The sequence below is a fragment of the Eubacterium sp. AF16-48 genome (assembly GCF_003479405.1).
GTDB lineage: Bacteria > Bacillota > Clostridia > Lachnospirales > Lachnospiraceae > Eubacterium_G > Eubacterium_G segne.
Genome location: NZ_QUHB01000014.1, coordinates 33,359 through 53,036, shown reverse-complemented (window position 1 = coordinate 53,036; position 19,678 = coordinate 33,359). Strand labels below are relative to the sequence as shown.

Below are 19,678 nucleotides of genomic sequence, written 5' to 3'. Positions count from 1 at the left end.
AAGTAAATTCCACTGTGAGATGGGAGAGTGGAATTTAAAATTTTAATTTTGGTTAAAGAGGTAATTTAAAATAACAGTTGCCTAATACATTTTTCTAATGTAAAATGGACAGTGATGTAAAAATGCATCCGTAGTTTAATGGATAAAACGCCGCCCTCCGGAGGCAGTAATGTGGGTTCGATTCCCGTCGGGTGCATTTATCACATTATTATGAATACAAATTTTGATAAAGGAGTGTGTCATTGTGAGCACTGAAAAAAAGCAATTTATAAGTTCTGAATTAGAGGATTTATTAAAAGAGGTTGAAGAAGATCACAAAAAGTCCGGTGAGATTATAAAAAAGAAAAAAGAAAATAAGAAAAAGAAACCCAAAATCAGATTTGATATAATAATTGCCATACTTTTGGCAGTAGTAATTTTAGGAGGCGTTGTTTTCTTAGTATCACATTTTGTGGGAAAAAATAATTCAGCATCAAATAAGGAAACAGTAGCAAATCCTTTAGAAGATGAAAAGTATCCTGAGATTTCCGATGTTATTAAGAATTACCTTAATGCATTTTTAATTGAGGATGAGCAGAAGCGTCTTCAGGTATTAGCCCAGTACGTTGGAAATATGTATGACATTAACAAAATTAAATACAACAACTATGTTTCAGCATATAGTGACATAGAGTGTTACACTAAAGAAGGACAGTATGAAAACACATACGTTGTATATGCATATTATCAGACAGAGTACAAGAATATTGATACTCCGGCTCCGTCCATAACCCGTTTTTACGTTGTTCGTGATGGGAAAACAGGAAATGTGTATATTCAAAATGATCCCGGTGAGGAAGTTGAGAAGTACATGGACAGCCTTACGAAAGATGATGATGTGCAAAAACTGTTAAAGAGTGTAAGTCAGGAATTTGAAGAGGCAAGAAAGTCTGACAAGAAGTTAGATGATTATTTTAATAAAATAAGTGAAAAGGTCAGTGAGAAAAAGGAAGAAGCTTCTACAAAAGAAAACAGTACAACAAAGGCTTCTGATGAAACTACACAGAAGGCTACAAAGAAAAAGAAATAATTATAAAAAGAAGTATTGCATTTGTGATACTTCTTTTTATACTAAAAAACAGAAGTAAATGTTGCAAATATGGATGTATTTAGTAACCAATGAAATAGAATTTAAATATTACCAAGGAGTTATGTGTGGAGAAAACATGTTATATAGCAGGTGCCGGGGATAATACAGGCACTGATTTTAAAATAAATGAAGGGGATTGTGTCATAGCAGCAGATGGTGGAGTGAAAATTCTTGAAAAGTTAAACATTACTCCTGATTATATATTAGGGGATTTTGATTCATTAGGCTATGTACCGAAAGGGGATAATGTTATAAGATATAAGGTAATGAAAGATGACACGGATATGATGCTGGCTGTGGAACTGGCAATGGAAAAAGGCTATAATAATATAGTAATATACGGCGGAACCAAGGGTAAAAGAATAGACCACACCTTTGCCAATATTCAGGTTATGCTTTATGCATCAAAAAGAGATGTTAATATAAAAATGATTGATGATGTTAATACTTACTATATGATTACCAATAGGAAAATAACCATTCCCAAGCAGGAAAAAGGTAATTTGTCGGTATTTGCCATAGATGGTGATGCTAAGGAGGTTACAATTAAGGGGGCATTGTATCACGCTGAAAAAGTAACCATTGAACCGGATTCTACATTATCAGTGAGCAATTCATTTATTGGAAATGAAGTGGAAATTGAAGTTAAGGATGGAAGCCTGCTAATAATAACTGATGAAATGAGTCATTAATTTATTAACAGGTAAGGAAATAATATGAGTAAAATAACCAGGGCGTTTTGTATAGATAACAAAGAAATATCAAGAGAAAAAAACAGGGACTTAACTCCTATACGTCTTAATAAATATTTAAGCGATTCGGGATTTTGTTCAAGGCGTGAAGCAGACAGATTAGTGGAACAGGGAAAGGTTTTTGTAAATGATGAAGTGGCTCTTATGGGGCAGAAAATCCTTTGTACTGACATAGTAAAAGTGGAGGATAAGGTAATTATAAGGGAAAAGCAGCAGATACTTATTGCCCTTAATAAGCCTGTAGGAATTGAGTGTACCTCAGATATGAAAAATCCTGATAATATAATAGATTTTGTTGGTTATCATAAGAGAATATATCCCATTGGCAGATTAGACAAAAACTCTCAGGGGCTTATTTTGCTTACCAATGACGGTGCTTTTGTAAATGGAATATTAAAAGCATCTAATTACCACGAAAAGGAATATATAGTCACTGTAGACAAAAAAATAACTGACGATTTTATTAAAAAAATGTCACAGGGAGTAGAAATATTAAATCAGAAAACAAGACCCTGTAGGGTATCTAAAATAAGTAATAATACCTTTAATATTGTTCTTACTCAGGGACTTAACAGACAAATAAGAAGAATGTGTGAGGCACTAGGCTATAATGTTCAGAAATTAAAAAGAATCAGAATAGTTAACATTGAAATGGGCAATATGCCTGTTGGTGCATACAGAAACGTAACAGAGGAAGAGTTAAATAAATTAAAGAAAATCTGTGGTATTTAAGAGAGGATAAAATGGAGAAATCGGAGAGAATTAAAGAATTAGTTGAACTTTTAAATAAAGCAGGAAGAGCTTATTATCAGGAGGCAGAAGAAATAATGTCTAACTTTGAATATGATAAGCTTTACGATGAACTTCTTTCATTAGAAAAGGAAACAGGAATTGTTCTTGCTAACAGCCCTACGGTGAACGTAGGATATGAGGTAGTAAGTGAACTGCCGAAGGAACAGCATGGAAGTCCTATGCTGTCATTGGATAAGACAAAGGAAGTGGAGACATTAGCTGCATTTGCAGGGGAGAGAAAATGTCTTTTGTCATGGAAGTTAGACGGACTTACGGTAGTTTTGACATATAACAACGGAAGTCTTCAAAAGGCAGTTACCCGTGGAAACGGACAGGTGGGGGAAGTAATTACTGCTAATGCAAGAACCTTTAAAAATATCCCTGTATCCATTCCTTTTAAAGGGGAGTTAACTTTAAGAGGTGAGGCTGTAATTAAATATTCTGATTTTGAGGAAATAAATAAGTCAATAGAAGATATAGATGCAAAGTATAAAAATCCAAGAAATTTATGCTCAGGTTCAGTGAGACAGTTAAATTCGGAAATAACAGCTAAAAGAAATGTTAATTTTATGGCATTTGCCTTAATTAATGCTGAAAATGTGGATTTTCAAAATTCCATGGAAAATCAGTTTATATGGCTTGAAAATCAGGGTTTTGATGTGGTGGAACATAAAAGGGTAACTCAGGATAATATGAAGGAAACCGTGGAATATTTTGCAGAGAAAATAAAAACATATGATTATCCTTCAGATGGACTTGTACTTATGTATGATGATATTGCATATGGAATTTCTCTGGGGTCAACGGCTAAATTTCCAAGAAACGGCATAGCCTTTAAATGGGAAGATGAACAGGCTGAAACAACTTTGAAATATATAGAATGGAGTCCCAGCAGAACAGGTCTTATAAATCCTGTTGCAGTTTTTGAACCGGTGGAATTAGAAGGTACCACAGTTACCAGGGCAAGCGTTCATAATGTAAGTATAGTGGAACAGTTAGCCCTTCACTCAGGAGACAGGATAAAGGTTTACAAGGCAAATATGATTATTCCACAGATTTCCGAAAATCTTACCCAAACCGGAAATATTGAGGTTCCTGATACATGCCCTGCCTGTGGACATAATACGGAAATAAGAAATGATAACGGAATAAAAACTCTCTATTGTCCCAATAAACAATGTCCTGCAAAAAATATTAAGGCATTTACTTTGTTTGTATCAAGAAATGCAATGAACATCGATGGATTATCAGAGGAAACATTGGAAAAATTTATTGATGCAGGTTACATCAGAGAGTTTGCAGATATTTACCGTATAAGCAGATACAGGGAGGAGATTACCAATACATCGGGATTTGGTGAAAAGTCCTATGATAATTTAATAACATCCCTTAACAAGTCAAGGAATGTGGAACTGCACGCCCTTATATACAGTTTGGGAATCCCTAACATAGGTGTTGCAAATGCAAAACTTATCTGCAAATATTTTGATAATGACCTGAAAAAAATCAGACATGCTACAGTGGAGGAACTGGTTAAGATAGATGGAATTGGGGACAAAATGGCAGAAAAATTCACGGAATATTTTTCAGATAAGGAAAACGTTGAAAAATTAGACAGGCTTCTTCAGGAAGTAACAATAAAGAATCCGGAAGTAAACCATAACGCTCAGAATATGGAGGGACTTAACTTCGTTGTAACAGGTAGTGTTAATCATTTTGCCAACAGAAATGAGGTAAAGGAATATATTGAACAAAGAGGCGGTAAGGTGACAGGCTCCGTAACATCTAAAACCAATTATCTTATCAATAATGACATAATGTCTAATTCTTCTAAGAACAAAAAGGCTAAAGAATTGGGAATTGAAATCATTACAGAGGAACAGTTTATTGAAAGATGGAGCTAGGGCAATAAGTCATGTTTAGATAGTGCAATATTTTTTTTAATAAAATGGGTTAAAACCATTGAACCATATCATATATTATGATAAATATATATCAGTATTAAATTTCTAATGAATAATTTATGGGAGGAAAAGATATGCGTGACGATATTATAGAAATTTTATGCGACATTAATCCATTATGGGATCCGGATGATGAGGATATGAGCATAGCGGAGTTCTTAGAGTCAAAACAGCTTATGGAGTTGATTGTTGCACTTGAGGATAAATTTGATGTAGATATTCCTTATGATGAGAGAAACGAAGATAATTTTGAAAATATTGACACTATTATTGAACTTTTAGAAAAGCTTCAGTAATAAGCTGTAATTAATAGGTCTAAAATAGAATATGCAGTATAATGCAAAGTATAAAAGATTGTTGTTAAATGTCTGAAAGATAATTTAATGACAATCTTTTATTTTATGTATAAATCTTGGGGAAAATATTATTAAGATAGCAATTTTTAATGTCAAAAAATATGCCGAAAACAGGGATAGTTTTTCTTGACATATGTAAAGGAAAATTGTATTATTAAATTGTACTAATTGATGTAGTACAATTAATAAATGAAAGGGGAATAATATGTTCACAGTAAACTTTGGTTCAAGAACGCCGGTTTATCAGCAGTTATATGATGATGTAGTACGGCTTACATCCCTTGGAATACTTAAAAGTCACACAAAACTGCCGCCGGTTAGAACTCTGGCTACAGAATTAGGCATTAATCCTAATACGGTACAGAAAGCATACAAGATGTTAGAAACAGACGGATATATATATTCAACTGTAGGCAGGGGAAGCTTTATTTCAGACAAATTAGGACAAAATGAAGCTGAGAAAATAGAGATTAAAAAGAAACTTACCGGTGTTATCGGGGAAGCCTACAAAAAAGGCATTACCAGAGGTGAGATGATAGAAATTATAGATGAAACTATAAGTGGAGGAAAGACAGAATGATAGAAATAAATAATCTGACGAAAAGATTTGACAAAACAGTTGCCATTAATAATTTAAACTGCGTCATATCTGAAGGAACAATTTTCGGCTTAGCAGGAAGTAACGGAAGTGGTAAAAGTACCCTTTTAAGAACCCTTGCAGGAGTTTATGAGCCTGATGGGGGAAAGGTTATAATAGACGGACAGGATTCCTTTGATAACCATGAAATAAAGGAACGCTGCTATTTTATTTCCGATTATCCGTATTTTTTTAATGACAGTACAGTGGAAAATATGGCAAAGCTTTTAAGAGGTCTCTATAAAAGCTGGGATGAGGAACGTTACACACAGTTATGTAAAATGTTCCCTATAGAAACAAACAAACGAATAATTAATATGAGTAAAGGTATGCAAAGACAGGCATCCCTTATTCTTGCCTTTTCAACAAGACCGAAATATTTGTTTTTAGATGAAATATTTGACGGATTAGACCCGGTTATAAGAAAAACATTAAAGACCATTATAATCGAGGACGTTACGGAGAATAACATGACATGTATTATTGCATCCCACAATTTAAGGGAAATTGATGATATATGTGACAGAATAGTATTATTACATAGTGGAAGTCTTGTTACAAATAAGGAAACAGACGAACTTAAGAATAAGATGCATAAAATCCATATGGCATTTAACAATCCGCCGGATGGAGATGCCTTTAACCATTTAGATGCCCAAGTATTAAGCCAGATAGGTGGATATTATGTGCTTATGGTAAAGGGAGATTTAGATGAAGTAATGGAAGAACTAAAGAAATTAGAACCGGCATTTTTAGAAGTAATGCCATCAACATTAGAAGAAGTATTTATTAACGAAATGGAGGGTGTAGGTTATGGAAAATAATGTAGGATTATCAGGCAGAAAAAAAGCAGTTGCATTATTTAAATGGTCATTAAGAAAAAATCTTCCGTTTTCAATTGCATATTGGATTTTGTTGTTTTTATCATTTCCAATGATTGAAATATTTGCAATGATAGTTTGTGGTACGCAGCAAAATTTAGGAATGGAAAGTTATATAAAAGATATGAAAGAAGTTTGTGAATATCTTCCGGCTATATTTTTTGTGGCATTTGCCATAATCTTTTCAATAATCATGGCAATAATGTCATTTTCATATATGCATAATAAAAGAAGTGTGGACTTATTTGGCAGTTACCCAATAAGCAGAAGAACCTTATTTTTTGTAAGATACTTTTCCACATTGGTTTTATGTATAGTTCCTATGATTATAATAGGTTCTGTTGGTGCCATTTTAGGTTTAAGTGATGTGGCATTAATTGAATCATTTAAGGTAATAGGAATACTGACAGTTACAATTATTGGAAATGTAAGTTTTATAGCTATGATTTCATTATGTTGCGGAACAGTGGCTGATGTACTTATATCATATGTGGTAATCAGCGCTATATATCCTATATGTGTCCTGATTGGGGTATTGTTTCCACAATCTGTTATTCCGGGACTTGCTGTATCAGAGATTCCAAGTACGATTCTTACATTTTTATCTCCGGCAGCATCATTTTATACATGTAAATTCGGAAGTGGAAGCGGCCTTGGAATTGCATGGTGGATATGTCTTTCAGTGGTTCTTATGGCAGCATCCTTTGTACTTTGTAAACAGAGAAAGGCAGAAAGTGCCCAGAATGCCTTTGCCTTTAGCATAGTGGAAATTATTATTAAATTCTTCACATGTTTTGCAACAGGATTTGGTGTGGGATATATGTGCTCATTTTTGGGAGATGATAGTTGTAAGGCACAGTATATATGGTTTGTTGTGGGAACTGTAATTGCCGTAATGACGGCTAATTTGTTATTGCATTTAGTATTTCACAGAGGACTATCAAAGTTTAAGTCTAGCCTTATGGAATGTGGTGTGGTATTTGTGTGCATCATGGCATTTTTACTGATTACAACATCAGGAGGATTGGGATACCTGCAAAGAGTACCTGATAAGGAAGATGTACAGAAAGTAAATATTGTTCAGGGAAACACTCAAAGTTTTGTTATTGATGGGAAAGATGTTTTGGCATCTTATACAGATGATGCTAATATTATAAGTGATGTATGTGAAGTACATAAGCTGATTACAAACAGCTTAGATAAGCATCACGGATTTTTACCGATTAAAAGCAGATATGGTGGTAGTGACCAGGAAAGTATTAGTATTAAGTATGTGTTAAAAAATGGAAAAACCATTTCAAGAAAATATGATGGTTATTACATTGCCAGAAATACAAAAGATATTATGAAAAAAATGTCTGATATAACATCAACTAAGTATTATTCTCAGGTAAAGCATCCTTTTTACATAATACCGTATAAATACATTACAGATATGCAAATCTCTAAATATGTTGTAAATGGTGATGCTGATGAAGAAGAAATATATGGTGATGATTATGCTGTTAAGGCAGGTCAGGTTACGGATGAGGTGGATTATTTATCAAAGCCTGAAAATAAGGAGTTGATTAATTCCTTTGTAGAGGCACTTAAAAAGGATGTGGAAGCTAATGGAATGTATATTCCGAAAAGCTACGAAAAAATATGGGGAATTTCAGTTACGTATAGAATATCATCAGATGACGGATATGATGCTGGTGGTTACGCCGGTGGACTGATTTATATTCCGGAAGCTTACACTAACACTATGAAAATTCTTGAGGATAAGGGGTATTTAAATGATGCCTACAACTTTGTAAGTGAGTGCGAAACATATACATACAATGAAAAAGGAAAGTATTTATCCGGCAAAAAAATATATTTCACCCTGCCTGAAGGGTGGGATAAAAATAAGGAAGTACAGTGTGTTGCTGTAGGTGATGATGAGACTATGCTTACAGAAATTGATAATACTTTAACAAAATGTAAAAAAGTTTCAGACACCGTATGGATGTATGAAATACCGGATGATGATAAATATACACAGTTGTACAAAGAAGAAAATGATGAAGATTTTGTAACTAAGGGAGTGGTATTTTATCAGATAGGGAAAAAAGATATGAATATTTCCGGGTTAATCACATTGCCTGAAAAACATGACGGGCAGCAGGTTACTCTTGGAAAACAGCTGAAAAAAGAATATGAGAATTTCTTTTCAAATATGTATGAGTATAATTGGACAAAGTTCAATAAATAGTTAATAATGTCATGCTAAATATTGACCGTAAAAAAAAATAGTAGTATATTTAAATAAGTTAAAAACTACTAAGACAAACGGAGGAAATTTAATATGGACAAGAAAAATATTGACTGGGCAAATCTTGGTTTTGGATATATCCAGACTGACAAGAGATTTGTATCTAATTTCAAAGATGGAAAGTGGGATGACGGAAAGTTAACAGACGATGCTAATGTAGTCATAAACGAATGTGCCGGAGTTTTACAGTATGCTCAGACAGTTTTCGAAGGAATGAAAGCTTACACCACAGAGGATGGACGTATAGTAACATTCCGTCCTGATTTAAATGCAAAGAGAATGGCAGATTCAGCCAGAAGACTGGAGATGCCTGTATATCCTGAAGATAAATTTGTAGAAGCTATCGAAAAGACAATCAAGGCTAACGCAGGATACGTTCCACCATATGGCAGTGGAGCTACACTTTATGTAAGACCTTATATGTTTGGAAGCAATCCTGTTATTGGTGTAAAGCCTGCTGATGAATATCAGTTCAGAGTACTTACAACACCTGTTGGACCTTACTTCAAGGGTGGCGCAAAGCCTATTACAATTAAGGTAAGTGATTTCGACAGGGCAGCACCTCACGGTACAGGTCATATTAAGGCAGGTCTTAACTATGCCATGAGCTTACATGCCATTGTTACAGCACATAAAGAAGGCTTTGACGAGAATATGTATCTTGATGCAGCTACGAGAACAAAGGTAGAAGAAACAGGTGGTGCAAACTTCATTTTCGTTACAAAGGATAATAAGGTTGTTACACCTAAGTCAAATAGTATTTTACCATCTATTACACGTCGTTCACTTATGACAGTTGCTAAGGATTACTTAGGACTTGAAGTTGAAGAGAGAGAAGTATATTTTGATGAAGTTAAAGATTTCGCAGAGTGTGGTCTTTGTGGTACAGCAGCAGTTATCTCTCCTGTAGGAAAGATTGTTGACCATGGAAAAGAAATCTGCTTCCCAAGCGGAATGGAAGAAATGGGACCTACAACAAAGAAGCTTTATGAGACTTTAACAGGAATTCAGATGGGAAGAATTGAGCCACCTAAGGGATGGTTATACGAAATTAAATAATTTGATTAAATGTAAGCCCGCTTGCAAGTTGTAAGCGGGCTGTTTTACACTTATAAAATAAAAGTGTTGAGAGGAGTAAAAGTATTATATGTGGAACAGAGTAGAACTAAAGAATAATGCAAAACAGATTATGAGAAAAAATTACTGGTGGATTGTACTTCTTTCAGTAATTACGGCTATTGCAATAGGACAGGGAATCCGTTTAAACGTAAATTTAGGAACTAACGGAATATCTACTAATTATAGTAAGGGTCTTATGGGAAGAAGTTCCGGAAGTTATTTTGACCAGATAATAAATGGTAGTGGAATAACAAACATGAAACCGGACAGCAGCATTGATATCTCTTCTCAGATGTTTAATGTAAGAAATTATATTAAAAATATATTTAGTGGTATATCCTTAGTTGAATTGTATGCAATTATGAGTGTGGCAGGTTTCTTTATGCTGGCATCTATTTTGCTTAGATGTTTTCTTTTATCCCCACTTGAAGTCGGATGTAAAAGATGGTTTTTAAAGAATAGAACCCAAAAGCCTGAAACATCTGAAATAGCATATGCTTTTAGAAAGGGATACGGAAATGTAGTAAAGATTATGTTTTGTAAGAATCTTTTTACAGCACTTTGGAGCTTATTGTTTATTATTCCGGGTATAATTAAGTCATATGAGTATAGGATGGTGCCTTATTTATTGGCAGAAAATCCAGACATGGATATGCATGAGGCTTTTGAAAGAAGTAAAAACATGATGATGGGAAACAAGTTTGATACATTTGTATTAGATATTTCTTTTATAGGTTGGAGATTCTTATCTGCGCTTACTGCAAATATATTGGATATTTTTTACGTTAATCCGTATGTTTTCCTTACAGATGCAGAATTATATGTTAAATTATGTTCATTAGGAAGTACAAACAGAGAAAATTATAATTATTAAAATAAACAGGGGGCAAAAATAATGAGCGAATTAAATAAGGCTTTGGCAGTTATTAATGAAGTACAAAAGGCAGTAGTTGGAAAAAACGACGTTATTGAAAAAATAATGGCAGCAATTATTGCACAGGGACATATTCTTATAGAGGATATGCCGGGGGTAGGAAAAACTACCATGGCTAAGGCTTTTTCAAAGGCTATGGGAATTAAAGACAGTCGAGTACAGTTCACACCGGATATAATGCCGTCAGATTTAACGGGATTTTCCATATACAAAAAGGAAACGGGACAGTTTGTTTACAAACCGGGAGCACTTATGTGCAATATGTTTTTGGCAGATGAAATAAACAGAACATCCCCTAAAACCCAGTCAGCATTATTAGAGGTTATGGAAGAAAGACAAATTACCGTTGACGGAATAACAAGAGAGATGGGAAATCCTTTTGTGGTTATAGCAACGGAAAATCCTGAAGGCTCAGCAGGAACCCAGATGCTTCCGGAGTCACAGTTAGACCGATTTATGATTTGTGTAAATATGGGGTACCCTACAGTGGAAGAGGAAATGGAAATCCTTAAAAGAAGACATATGGGAAATCCTTTAGAATATGTAAATAATGTAATAAGTGCTAATGACATTATCCTTATGGAACAGGAAGTAAAGGAAGTGTACATTAAGGACAGCGTGTACAAATATATTGTTCAGGTGGCAGAAAGCACAAGAAACCATGAAATGTTAGGAGGGGGAATGAGTCCCCGTGGAACAGTGGCTTTAGCGGCAATGAGCAGGGCATATGCATGGATGAAAGGGCGAAACTTTGTTGTACCACAGGATGTAAGAGATGTATTTGAGTGTATTGCAACTCACAGAGTGAGACTGAGTACCAAGGCAAAGGTAAGCCATATTAATAAACACGATGTTTTAAGTGAAATTTTAAGACAGGTACCTGAACCTGCAATGAGAAGGTAGGTATGATTAAAAGAAGTTTAATTTATAGTTTGGTTACCTTAATAACCCTTTGCATGTTTTTTCTTTTTACAGAGAAGGTAATAGGAATTGTTCTTTTAATGGAATGTATGTATTATATTATGGCAATTGTGTATGTTCGTATTGTATCACGGTTTATACAGGTTAAATTGGATAAAGGCTTGTATTCTGCTGAAAAAAACAGTGAAATTCCAATATTAATTCAGGTAAAAAATAAATCAAAGTGGTTAAGTGTAAGGTGTGGCTTTAAAATTAAGGTGGTAAATAATTTTACCGGTGAGGTTAAAAAGGAAATAATTAATCATACCGTTACAAGAGGAGTAAAGGAAACTTTCAGTGAAAGCTTTTTATCCTCAGACTGTGGTGAAATTTCCGTATATTTAGTGGAGTATTATGTATATGACTGGATTGGCTGCCTTTATTTAAAAAAGAAAACAAATGATGTTAAGAAGATAGAAATATTGCCGGAAACCCATCTTTTAATGACAGAGATACAAAGAACCACCAGAGAATTTATTACAGATTCAGAGGTATATTCTGATAGCGAAAAAGGTGATGATTTATCTGAAATATATCAGGTAAGGGAGTACGTGGAAGGTGATCCTATACATGATATACACTGGAAACTGTCAGCCAAGACTGACAATCTTTTAATAAAGGAACACGGAAAACCATTAGGCTGTGTGGTTCTTATATGGATTGACTTGTTTAGAAACAATACCGTAAAGCATCTAAGAGGAAAGAAACATGGCAGAAAAAATCTGCCGGTAAATGCCATTGAAATGGCTGCTTCGGTATCTCTTTCATTAATAGAACAAAAATGTGTTCATATGGTTGCATGGTACGAGGAAAAAAATGACAGAATTATTAGGAAGAGAGTAGAAAATGAAGAAAATATATACGAACTTCTTAACAGGCTGCTTTATTTAGAATCATATCATGACAGAAAAAGAGCAGATATGCAGTTTGATGAGCGTTTCGACAGAAATGATTTCAGCTCCATGGTGGAAATAAAGTCTGATGGAAGGCTGATTGTAAATGGCAATGAAATAGAAGTAAAGAAGAAGGGCGATAAAGTATGTTATGAAGAGACATATATTATCGTATAGCGTAGGATAAAATGGCGGGAATAGAATTTGTTAAACTTGAAAAAAAGAATAGTAATTTCATTATGTATCTTTTGGCAGTATTCTTTGTGCTGTTATGTTCTTTTGATGCAATTTCCTCAGTGTTTAAATTTGATATAAAACCCATAATTACAATATCAGTCAGCGGAGCAGCCGCAATAGGTGGATATGCTTTATTTATGCTGATGATAAAAAGCAGAAAAGCTATGGTGATAATAGGTGTTTTGTATCTTTGTGGATTGTATTTTTTCAGGGCAGGAAGTGGAATTTATATAAACAAAATTCTGAAACTTTGGAATTTTTACTATGAGACCAATTATGTAGGCTTAAAGTATAAGTCATCTTATCTTTACAATGTGGTGATATTGCTATTGGTGGAATTATTAATAGCAGTTATTTTATACAGTATTATCATAGGGAAAAATTGCCGGTATGTGGCTTTACTACTGGTATTAGCACCTGTGATTTTAGATTCGGCAGTAGGTTATCTGCCTTCAGTTTCAAGTACATTAGAACTTATTTTTGCAGCAGTATTTTATTTTACAATATACCGTCAACAGGGAGAAAAAAATGTAATTACCACTGCTGTAGCAACCATGGCAGTGTTACTGATGGTGTCGGTTCTGGCTTTTAATATTTCACCTAAGCTGGAAAAGTATAAAAAAATGGACAGTTATAAGAAAACAGCAGAGGCTATTAAGAACTTTGATAAAATTAATCCGGGAGATTTCTTAAGTTCCATTTTTGAAGGCAGCGGAAACTATGCCAAAGCAGGAATTGGAAAAGGAAAGTTAGAAAATATTAATGAATTCAGGGCTACCGGGAAGAAGGTATTAAAGGTTACGGTTACAAAGAAGCCTACAAAAACGGTGTATTTAAGAGCTTTTGTAGGAATAGATTATAACGGGAAGGAATGGACAGGTGCCGATAAAGATACCGTAAAGGATATAAAAGAATTTTATAACACACAAAGTCAGTTTAAAAAGTTAATAAATGAACCCTATAATAAGTTTTCAACTTATACATCCCTGGCAAAACAGAAAATGACTATTGATGTTTTAGGGGCATCCGGCAAATATGGATATTCACCGTATTTTTCCGAAGTAAAGGATGAAAGTGCTGATTATGATACCTGCGCCTTAGGTGATGGAAAAAAACAACATATATATTTATATTTCGATGGAAATGATTTAAGTAATAATTTTGACTATTTAAGCAATGTATCTTCCTATTGGTACAAATATAGTGAATTTACAAAAGTAAGATATATCGGAAAACCTAAGGGGCTTGATGAATTAAAACATAGATGTAATCAAATTGACAGTAATTACGAAGTAGGTGTTGCCACGGCAATTAATGAATGGTTTAGTGATTTACAATATAGTAAAGCGCCGGGAAAAACAACAGATGGCAGGGATTTCGTGGAGGATTTTCTTTTTAACAGGAAAACGGGATTTTGCGTGCATTTTGCATCGGCGGCAACGTTGATTTACAGAATGAAGGACGTACCGGCAAGGTATGTGGAGGGATACGTTATTGACCCCTCAAGTTTTACCAAACAAAATGACGGTACATTTGCAGCTACGGTTACTGATGAAGGGGCTCATGCATGGTGTGAGGTATTTAATGATATTAAAGGCTGGCAGGTAAGGGAACATACACCGGGATACAGCACGTCGAGAATATCAAAACAGGAAAACAATACTACAAAGCAGGAAGCAACTACAGTTGCAGCGGTAGCTACAACCCACGCAAATGAAAGTACAACGGCTTCGGCGGATAACACAAAGGCAACTGTAAACAGTGAAAGTCATAAGAATACATCTCACAGTGAAAATGTAAGTTTAAAGCATGTAATAAAGGTGTTAAAAGTAATTTTCATACTTATAATATGTGTGGTGGCGGGATTCATTATTTTTGTTTTGCCTCATAGAATTAAGAGAGTCAGTAAAATACGGAAAATAAAAGGGAAAAACAGTATATGCAGCACTTATAAGGAAATCTGTAATATATGCAATTTCTTCGGAGCAGGTTTAAATAAGGGCAATTCCACAGAGGCAATAGAGAAAATGATAAAACAGTTTCCACAGCTCTCAGAAGAAGAATGGCGATGGATATATGACATAACCCTTATAGCAGCGTTTTCAAATGACAGGGCTACAGATGAGGACAAGAGGAAAATGTACATGCTTTATCGTAAATTTAGAAACGATATGTTAAAGAGTTTAAAGGGCGTTAAAAAGTTTATTTTTAAATTCATAAAGGCAATGTAATTAAAAATAATAAAACTTAACTGGTTTTAGTGAAAAAATGGCGTTAATTCGCCATTTTTTTTATTGAAGATACTAGACAAAGGAAATAGAATTTGTTAAAATTATAACAATCTTGGAAATATCAGATATGTTACATATTTTTCACAAAACATTAACAGAGTTATTTCAAATGTTTATTGCGGTTAAATTCAATTGATGATATTATTTAAGAGTGTGAGTAATTTTTAAAATTGATGTAATTTATTATATTAAATTAAATTTTTATGGAGGATTATATTATGTCAAAGAAAGTAGTTATTGCAGGCGCATGCCGTACAGCAATCGGAAAAATGGGCGGAGCATTAAGCACAACTCCGGCACCGGTTTTAGGATCTATCGTTATTGAGGAAGCTCTTAAGAGAGCAGGCGTTCCTAAGGAAGCAGTTGATCACGTATATATGGGATGCGTTATCCAGGCAGGTCTTGGACAGAACGTAGCACGTCAGGCTTCACTTAAGGCAGGACTTCCTATTGAAACACCGGCAGTTACAGTAAACGTTGTTTGTGGTTCAGGTCTTAACTGTGTAAATATGGCAGCTCAGATGATTAAGGCAGGAGATGCTGATATCGTTGTTGCAGGTGGTATGGAGAATATGTCAATGGCACCTTTTGCACTTCCAAAAGCAAGATTTGGTTACAGAATGAACAACGGAACACTTGTTGATACAATGGTAAATGATGCATTAACAGATGCTTTCAACAATTATCATATGATGATTACAGCTGAAAACGTAGCTGAACAGTGGGGAATCACAAGAGAAGAATTAGATGCATTCTCAGCTAACTCACAGCAGAAATGTGAAAAGGCTATGGCTGAAGGTAAGTTTAAGGATGAAATCGTTCCAGTTGTTGTTAAGAACAGAAAGGGCGATATCGTTGTAGATACAGATGAAGGACCAAGAGCAGGAACAACTGCTGAATCACTTGGTAAATTAAGATGCTGTTCAGGAAAGCCTGATGGTGTTGTTACAGCAGGTAATGCTTCAGGTATTAATGATGGAGCAGCTGCAGTAGTAGTTATGAGCGAAGAAAAGGCTAAGGAATTAGGCGTTACACCTATGGCTACATTTGTTGGCGGAGCACTTGGCGGAGTTGATCCTTCAATCATGGGTGTTGGACCTGTTGCTTCAACAAGAAAAGTTATGGAAAAGACAGGCTTAACAGTTGACGATATGGATTTAATCGAAGCTAACGAAGCTTTTGCAGCACAGTCAGTTGCAGTTGCAAGAGACCTTGGATTTGATATGAGCAAGGTTAACGTAAACGGTGGAGCTATTGCACTTGGACATCCTGTTGGAGCTTCAGGTTGTAGAATACTTGTTACATTACTTCACGAGATGCAGAAGAGAGACGCTAAGAAGGGTCTTGCAACATTATGTATCGGTGGCGGAATGGGCTGCTCAACAATCGTTGAAAGAGACTAATTAAATATATAAAAAGCTGGTAGCAGATTTTACTACCAGCTTTTCATGTGTTTTTTAATAAGGTAATTTAAAGGAGAAGTGATATGGAATTTATTACTTATGAACAGGAAGGATTTGTTGGAGTTATTACCATCAACCGTCCAAAGGCATTAAACGCATTAAACAGCCAGGTCCTTGATGAATTAAACGCTACATTAGATGCAGTTGATGTTAATGAAACAAGAGCATTGATTTTAACAGGTGCCGGAGAAAAGTCATTTGTTGCAGGCGCTGATATAGGAGAAATGTCAACACTTACAAAGGCTGAAGGCGAAGCTTTCGGTAAGAAGGGAAATGATGTTTTCAGAAAACTTGAAACATTACCTGTTCCTGTTATTGCTGCAGTAAACGGATTCGCTTTAGGTGGCGGATGTGAAATATCAATGAGTTGTGATATTAGAATCTGTTCTGAAAATGCTATTTTCGGACAGCCTGAAACAGGTCTTGGAATTACACCGGGATTTGGTGGAACACAGAGACTTGCAAGAATCGTTGGACCTGGAATGGCTAAACAGATGATTTATACAGCAAGAAACATTAAGGCTGATGAGGCTTACAGAATCGGTCTTGTAAATGCAGTATATCCACAGGAAGAACTTATGGATGCAGCAAAGAAAATGGCAGCAGGCATTGCAAAGAACGCACCTATTGCTGTAAGAGCATGCAAGAAGGCAATTAATGATGGATTAGATGCAAACATGGATGATGCAATCGTTATTGAAGAAAAATTATTCGGTAGCTGCTTTGAGACAGAAGATCAGAAGGCAGGTATGGGTAACTTCCTTGAAAAGGATAAAGAAAAGAAATTAAAGGTTGTACCATTTAAGAATATGTAATATAAGCCACTTAGTTTTTTATAATTATTGATTTGAGACATAAGTGGATACAAAATAAAATTATCATAAATATTATGGAGGAATAATCATGAAGGTTGGAGTTATTGGCGCAGGAACAATGGGTCAGGGAATCGCAAAGGCTTTCGCTCAGGTTGAAGGATACACAGTTGCATTATGTGATATCAAGCAGGAATGGGCTGAAGGTGGAAAAGACAAGATTGCTAAAGGTTATGCAAGACTTGTTGAAAAAGGAAAAATGACACAGGAGAAGGTTGATGGTATTCTTAACAGCATCACACCTGGTCTTAAGGAAGATTTATGTGCTGACTGCGATTTGATCGTTGAAGCTGCTTTTGAAAATATGGAAGTTAAGAAAACAACATTTGCAGAATTAGATAAGATTTGCAAGCCTGAATGTGTTTTCGCTTCAAATACATCATCACTTTCTATCACAGAAATTGGAAATGGTCTTACACGTCCTATGATTGGTATGCATTTCTTCAATCCTGCTGACAGAATGAAATTAGTAGAAGTTATCGCAGGGGTTAATACACCTGATGAAACAGTTGCAACAATCAAGAAGATTTCAGAAGAAATCGGAAAGACACCTGTACAGGTAAATGAAGCTGCAGGATTTGTTGTAAACAGAATTTTAATTCCAATGATTAACGAAGCTGCTTTCATTAAGATGGAAGGTGTTTCAGACATTGCCGGTATTGATGCTGCAATGAAACTTGGTGCTAACCATCCAATGGGACCTCTTGAATTGGGAGATTTCGTTGGTTTAGATATCTGCCTTGCAATTATGGATGTACTTTACAATGAAACAGGGGACAGCAAATATCGTGCATGCCCATTAATCCGTAAGATGGTTAGAGGCGGAAACCTTGGTGTTAAGTCAGGTAAGGGATTCTATGTATATAACGCAGACCGTACTAAGACACCAGTTGATGCTCAGTAATTAGAGCAAACTATAAATTTGGAGGACAAATAAATGGATTTTACTTTAAGCAAAAAACATGAAATGGCTAGAACACTTTTCAAAGAATTTGCAGAAAACGAAGTTAAGCCTCTTGCTCAGGAAACAGATGAAAATGAACAGTTTCCTGTAGAGACAGTTGAAAAGATGGCAAAATATGGTTTCCTTGGTATTCCGGTTCCAAAGGAATACGGCGGACAGGGATGTGATCCTTTAACATATGTTATGTGTGTTGAAGAATTATCAAAGGTTTGTGGTACAACAGGTGTTATCGTATCAGCTCATACATCACTTTGTATCGATCCTATTATGACATTTGGTACAGAAGAGCAGAAGAAGAAATATGTAGTTCCCCTTGCAAAAGGTGAAAAGTTAGGCGCTTTTGGTCTTACAGAGCCGGGTGCAGGAACAGACGCACAGGGGCAGCAGACAAAGGCTGTTTTCGATGAAGCTACAAATGAATGGGTATTAAACGGTTCTAAGTGCTTTATCACAAATGGTAAGTATGCAGATGTTTACATTGTAATCGCTGTAACAGGTAAAGTTGAAAAACGTGGTAGAATGATGAAAGAAATTTCAGCATTCATCGTTGAAAAAGGAACACCTGGATTTACATTTGGAACAAAGGAAAAGAAGATGGGTATCCGTGGTTCAGCAACATACGAATTAATCTTTGAAGATTGTCGTATCCCGGCTGAAAACTTACTTGGTAAGAAGGGTAAAGGTTTCAACATCGCTATGCACACACTTGATGGTGGACGTATCGGTATTGCAGCTCAGGCTCTTGGTCTTGCTGAAGGTGCTCTTGAAACAACAATTGATTATGTTAAGGAAAGAAAGCAGTTTGGCAGATCAATCGGACAGTTCCAGAATACACAGTTCCAGTTAGCTGATATGGCTACTAAGGTAGAAGCTGCCAAGTTATTAGTATACAAGGCTGCTATGGCTAAGGCTACACAGCAGACATATTCTGTAGAAGCTGCTAAGGCTAAATTATATGCAGCAGAAGTTGCAATGGAAGTTACAACTAAGGCTGTTCAGTTACACGGTGGTTATGGTTATATCAGAGAATATGACGTTGAAAGAATGATGAGAGATGCTAAGATTACAGAAATCTATGAAGGTACTTCAGAAGTTCAGCGTATGGTAATCTCTGCTAACTTATTAAAGTAATAGGAGG

17 protein-coding genes and 1 tRNA gene are annotated in these 19,678 nt (G+C 35.2%); all 18 read left to right on the top strand.

What is annotated here, in order from left to right; translation table 11 throughout:
• Nucleotides 1-124: 124 nt before the first annotated feature.
• The 18 genes from DWW68_RS12110 to DWW68_RS12025 all read left to right on the top strand — a co-directional run bounded on the left by DWW68_RS12110 (nt 125) and on the right by DWW68_RS12025 (nt 19,671).
• Nucleotides 125-196: transfer RNA gene (locus DWW68_RS12110), tRNA-Arg, on the top strand.
• A gap of 48 nt (nt 197-244) precedes the next feature.
• The gene (locus DWW68_RS12105; RefSeq protein WP_118595014.1) at nt 245-1,069 is read left to right on the top strand and encodes a hypothetical protein; all 825 of its coding nucleotides are present in this window, start codon (nt 245-247) and stop codon (nt 1,067-1,069) included.
• Nucleotides 1,070-1,194: 125 nt separating this feature from the next.
• Nucleotides 1,195-1,821, top strand: coding sequence for a thiamine diphosphokinase (locus tag DWW68_RS12100; RefSeq protein WP_158576904.1), 627 nt, complete (start codon nt 1,195-1,197; stop codon nt 1,819-1,821).
• Between the two features lie 24 nt (nt 1,822-1,845).
• Nucleotides 1,846-2,613 carry a pseudouridine synthase gene (locus DWW68_RS12095; RefSeq protein ID WP_118590087.1) on the top strand — a complete coding sequence of 256 codons (768 nt, stop codon included), beginning with the start codon at nt 1,846-1,848 and terminating at the stop codon, nt 2,611-2,613.
• A gap of 11 nt (nt 2,614-2,624) precedes the next feature.
• Nucleotides 2,625-4,577, top strand: a complete 1,953-nt coding sequence (ligA, locus tag DWW68_RS12090) for an NAD-dependent DNA ligase LigA (protein ID WP_118590085.1) — start codon at nt 2,625-2,627, stop codon at nt 4,575-4,577.
• Between the two features lie 134 nt (nt 4,578-4,711).
• Entirely contained in the window at nt 4,712-4,933 is a 222-nt protein-coding gene (locus tag DWW68_RS12085; protein ID WP_021953874.1) for a phosphopantetheine-binding protein, read from the top strand.
• Between the two features lie 265 nt (nt 4,934-5,198).
• Nucleotides 5,199-5,573 carry a GntR family transcriptional regulator gene (locus DWW68_RS12080; RefSeq protein ID WP_021953875.1) on the top strand — a complete coding sequence of 125 codons (375 nt, stop codon included), beginning with the start codon at nt 5,199-5,201 and terminating at the stop codon, nt 5,571-5,573.
• Complete coding sequence (locus DWW68_RS12075) at nt 5,570-6,454, top strand: ABC transporter ATP-binding protein (RefSeq protein WP_118590081.1); 885 nt, start codon at nt 5,570-5,572, stop codon at nt 6,452-6,454. Before DWW68_RS12080 ends, DWW68_RS12075 begins: the two co-directional genes overlap by 4 nt.
• Nucleotides 6,444-8,747: an ABC transporter permease gene (locus DWW68_RS12070; protein WP_118590079.1), complete on the top strand. Its 2,304-nt coding sequence runs from the start codon at nt 6,444-6,446 to the stop codon at nt 8,745-8,747. Before DWW68_RS12075 ends, DWW68_RS12070 begins: the two co-directional genes overlap by 11 nt.
• A gap of 93 nt (nt 8,748-8,840) precedes the next feature.
• Nucleotides 8,841-9,866: a branched-chain amino acid aminotransferase gene (locus tag DWW68_RS12065; protein WP_118590077.1), complete on the top strand. Its 1,026-nt coding sequence runs from the start codon at nt 8,841-8,843 to the stop codon at nt 9,864-9,866.
• Nucleotides 9,867-9,954: 88 nt separating this feature from the next.
• Nucleotides 9,955-10,800 (top strand): DUF975 family protein, encoded by an 846-nt coding sequence (locus tag DWW68_RS12060; RefSeq protein WP_021953879.1) that lies wholly within the window; start codon nt 9,955-9,957, stop codon nt 10,798-10,800.
• Between the two features lie 21 nt (nt 10,801-10,821).
• Nucleotides 10,822-11,763, top strand: a complete 942-nt coding sequence (locus DWW68_RS12055; RefSeq protein WP_118590075.1) for a MoxR family ATPase — start codon at nt 10,822-10,824, stop codon at nt 11,761-11,763.
• 2 nt (nt 11,764-11,765) lie between these two features.
• Nucleotides 11,766-12,890, top strand: coding sequence for a DUF58 domain-containing protein (locus tag DWW68_RS12050; RefSeq protein ID WP_118590073.1), 1,125 nt, complete (start codon nt 11,766-11,768; stop codon nt 12,888-12,890).
• A gap of 11 nt (nt 12,891-12,901) precedes the next feature.
• Nucleotides 12,902-15,181: a transglutaminase-like domain-containing protein gene (locus DWW68_RS12045; protein WP_118590072.1), complete on the top strand. Its 2,280-nt coding sequence runs from the start codon at nt 12,902-12,904 to the stop codon at nt 15,179-15,181.
• 278 nt (nt 15,182-15,459) lie between these two features.
• A complete protein-coding gene (locus DWW68_RS12040; protein ID WP_118590070.1) occupies nt 15,460-16,644 on the top strand; it encodes an acetyl-CoA C-acetyltransferase in 1,185 nt (394 codons plus the stop codon).
• Between the two features lie 83 nt (nt 16,645-16,727).
• Nucleotides 16,728-17,519 carry an enoyl-CoA hydratase-related protein gene (locus tag DWW68_RS12035; RefSeq protein ID WP_021953884.1) on the top strand — a complete coding sequence of 264 codons (792 nt, stop codon included), beginning with the start codon at nt 16,728-16,730 and terminating at the stop codon, nt 17,517-17,519.
• Between the two features lie 88 nt (nt 17,520-17,607).
• Entirely contained in the window at nt 17,608-18,480 is an 873-nt protein-coding gene (locus DWW68_RS12030) for a 3-hydroxyacyl-CoA dehydrogenase NAD-binding domain-containing protein (RefSeq protein WP_118590068.1), read from the top strand.
• A 33-nt stretch (nt 18,481-18,513) separates the two neighbouring features.
• Nucleotides 18,514-19,671, top strand: coding sequence for an acyl-CoA dehydrogenase (locus DWW68_RS12025; RefSeq protein WP_021953886.1), 1,158 nt, complete (start codon nt 18,514-18,516; stop codon nt 19,669-19,671).
• Nucleotides 19,672-19,678 lie beyond the last annotated feature (7 nt).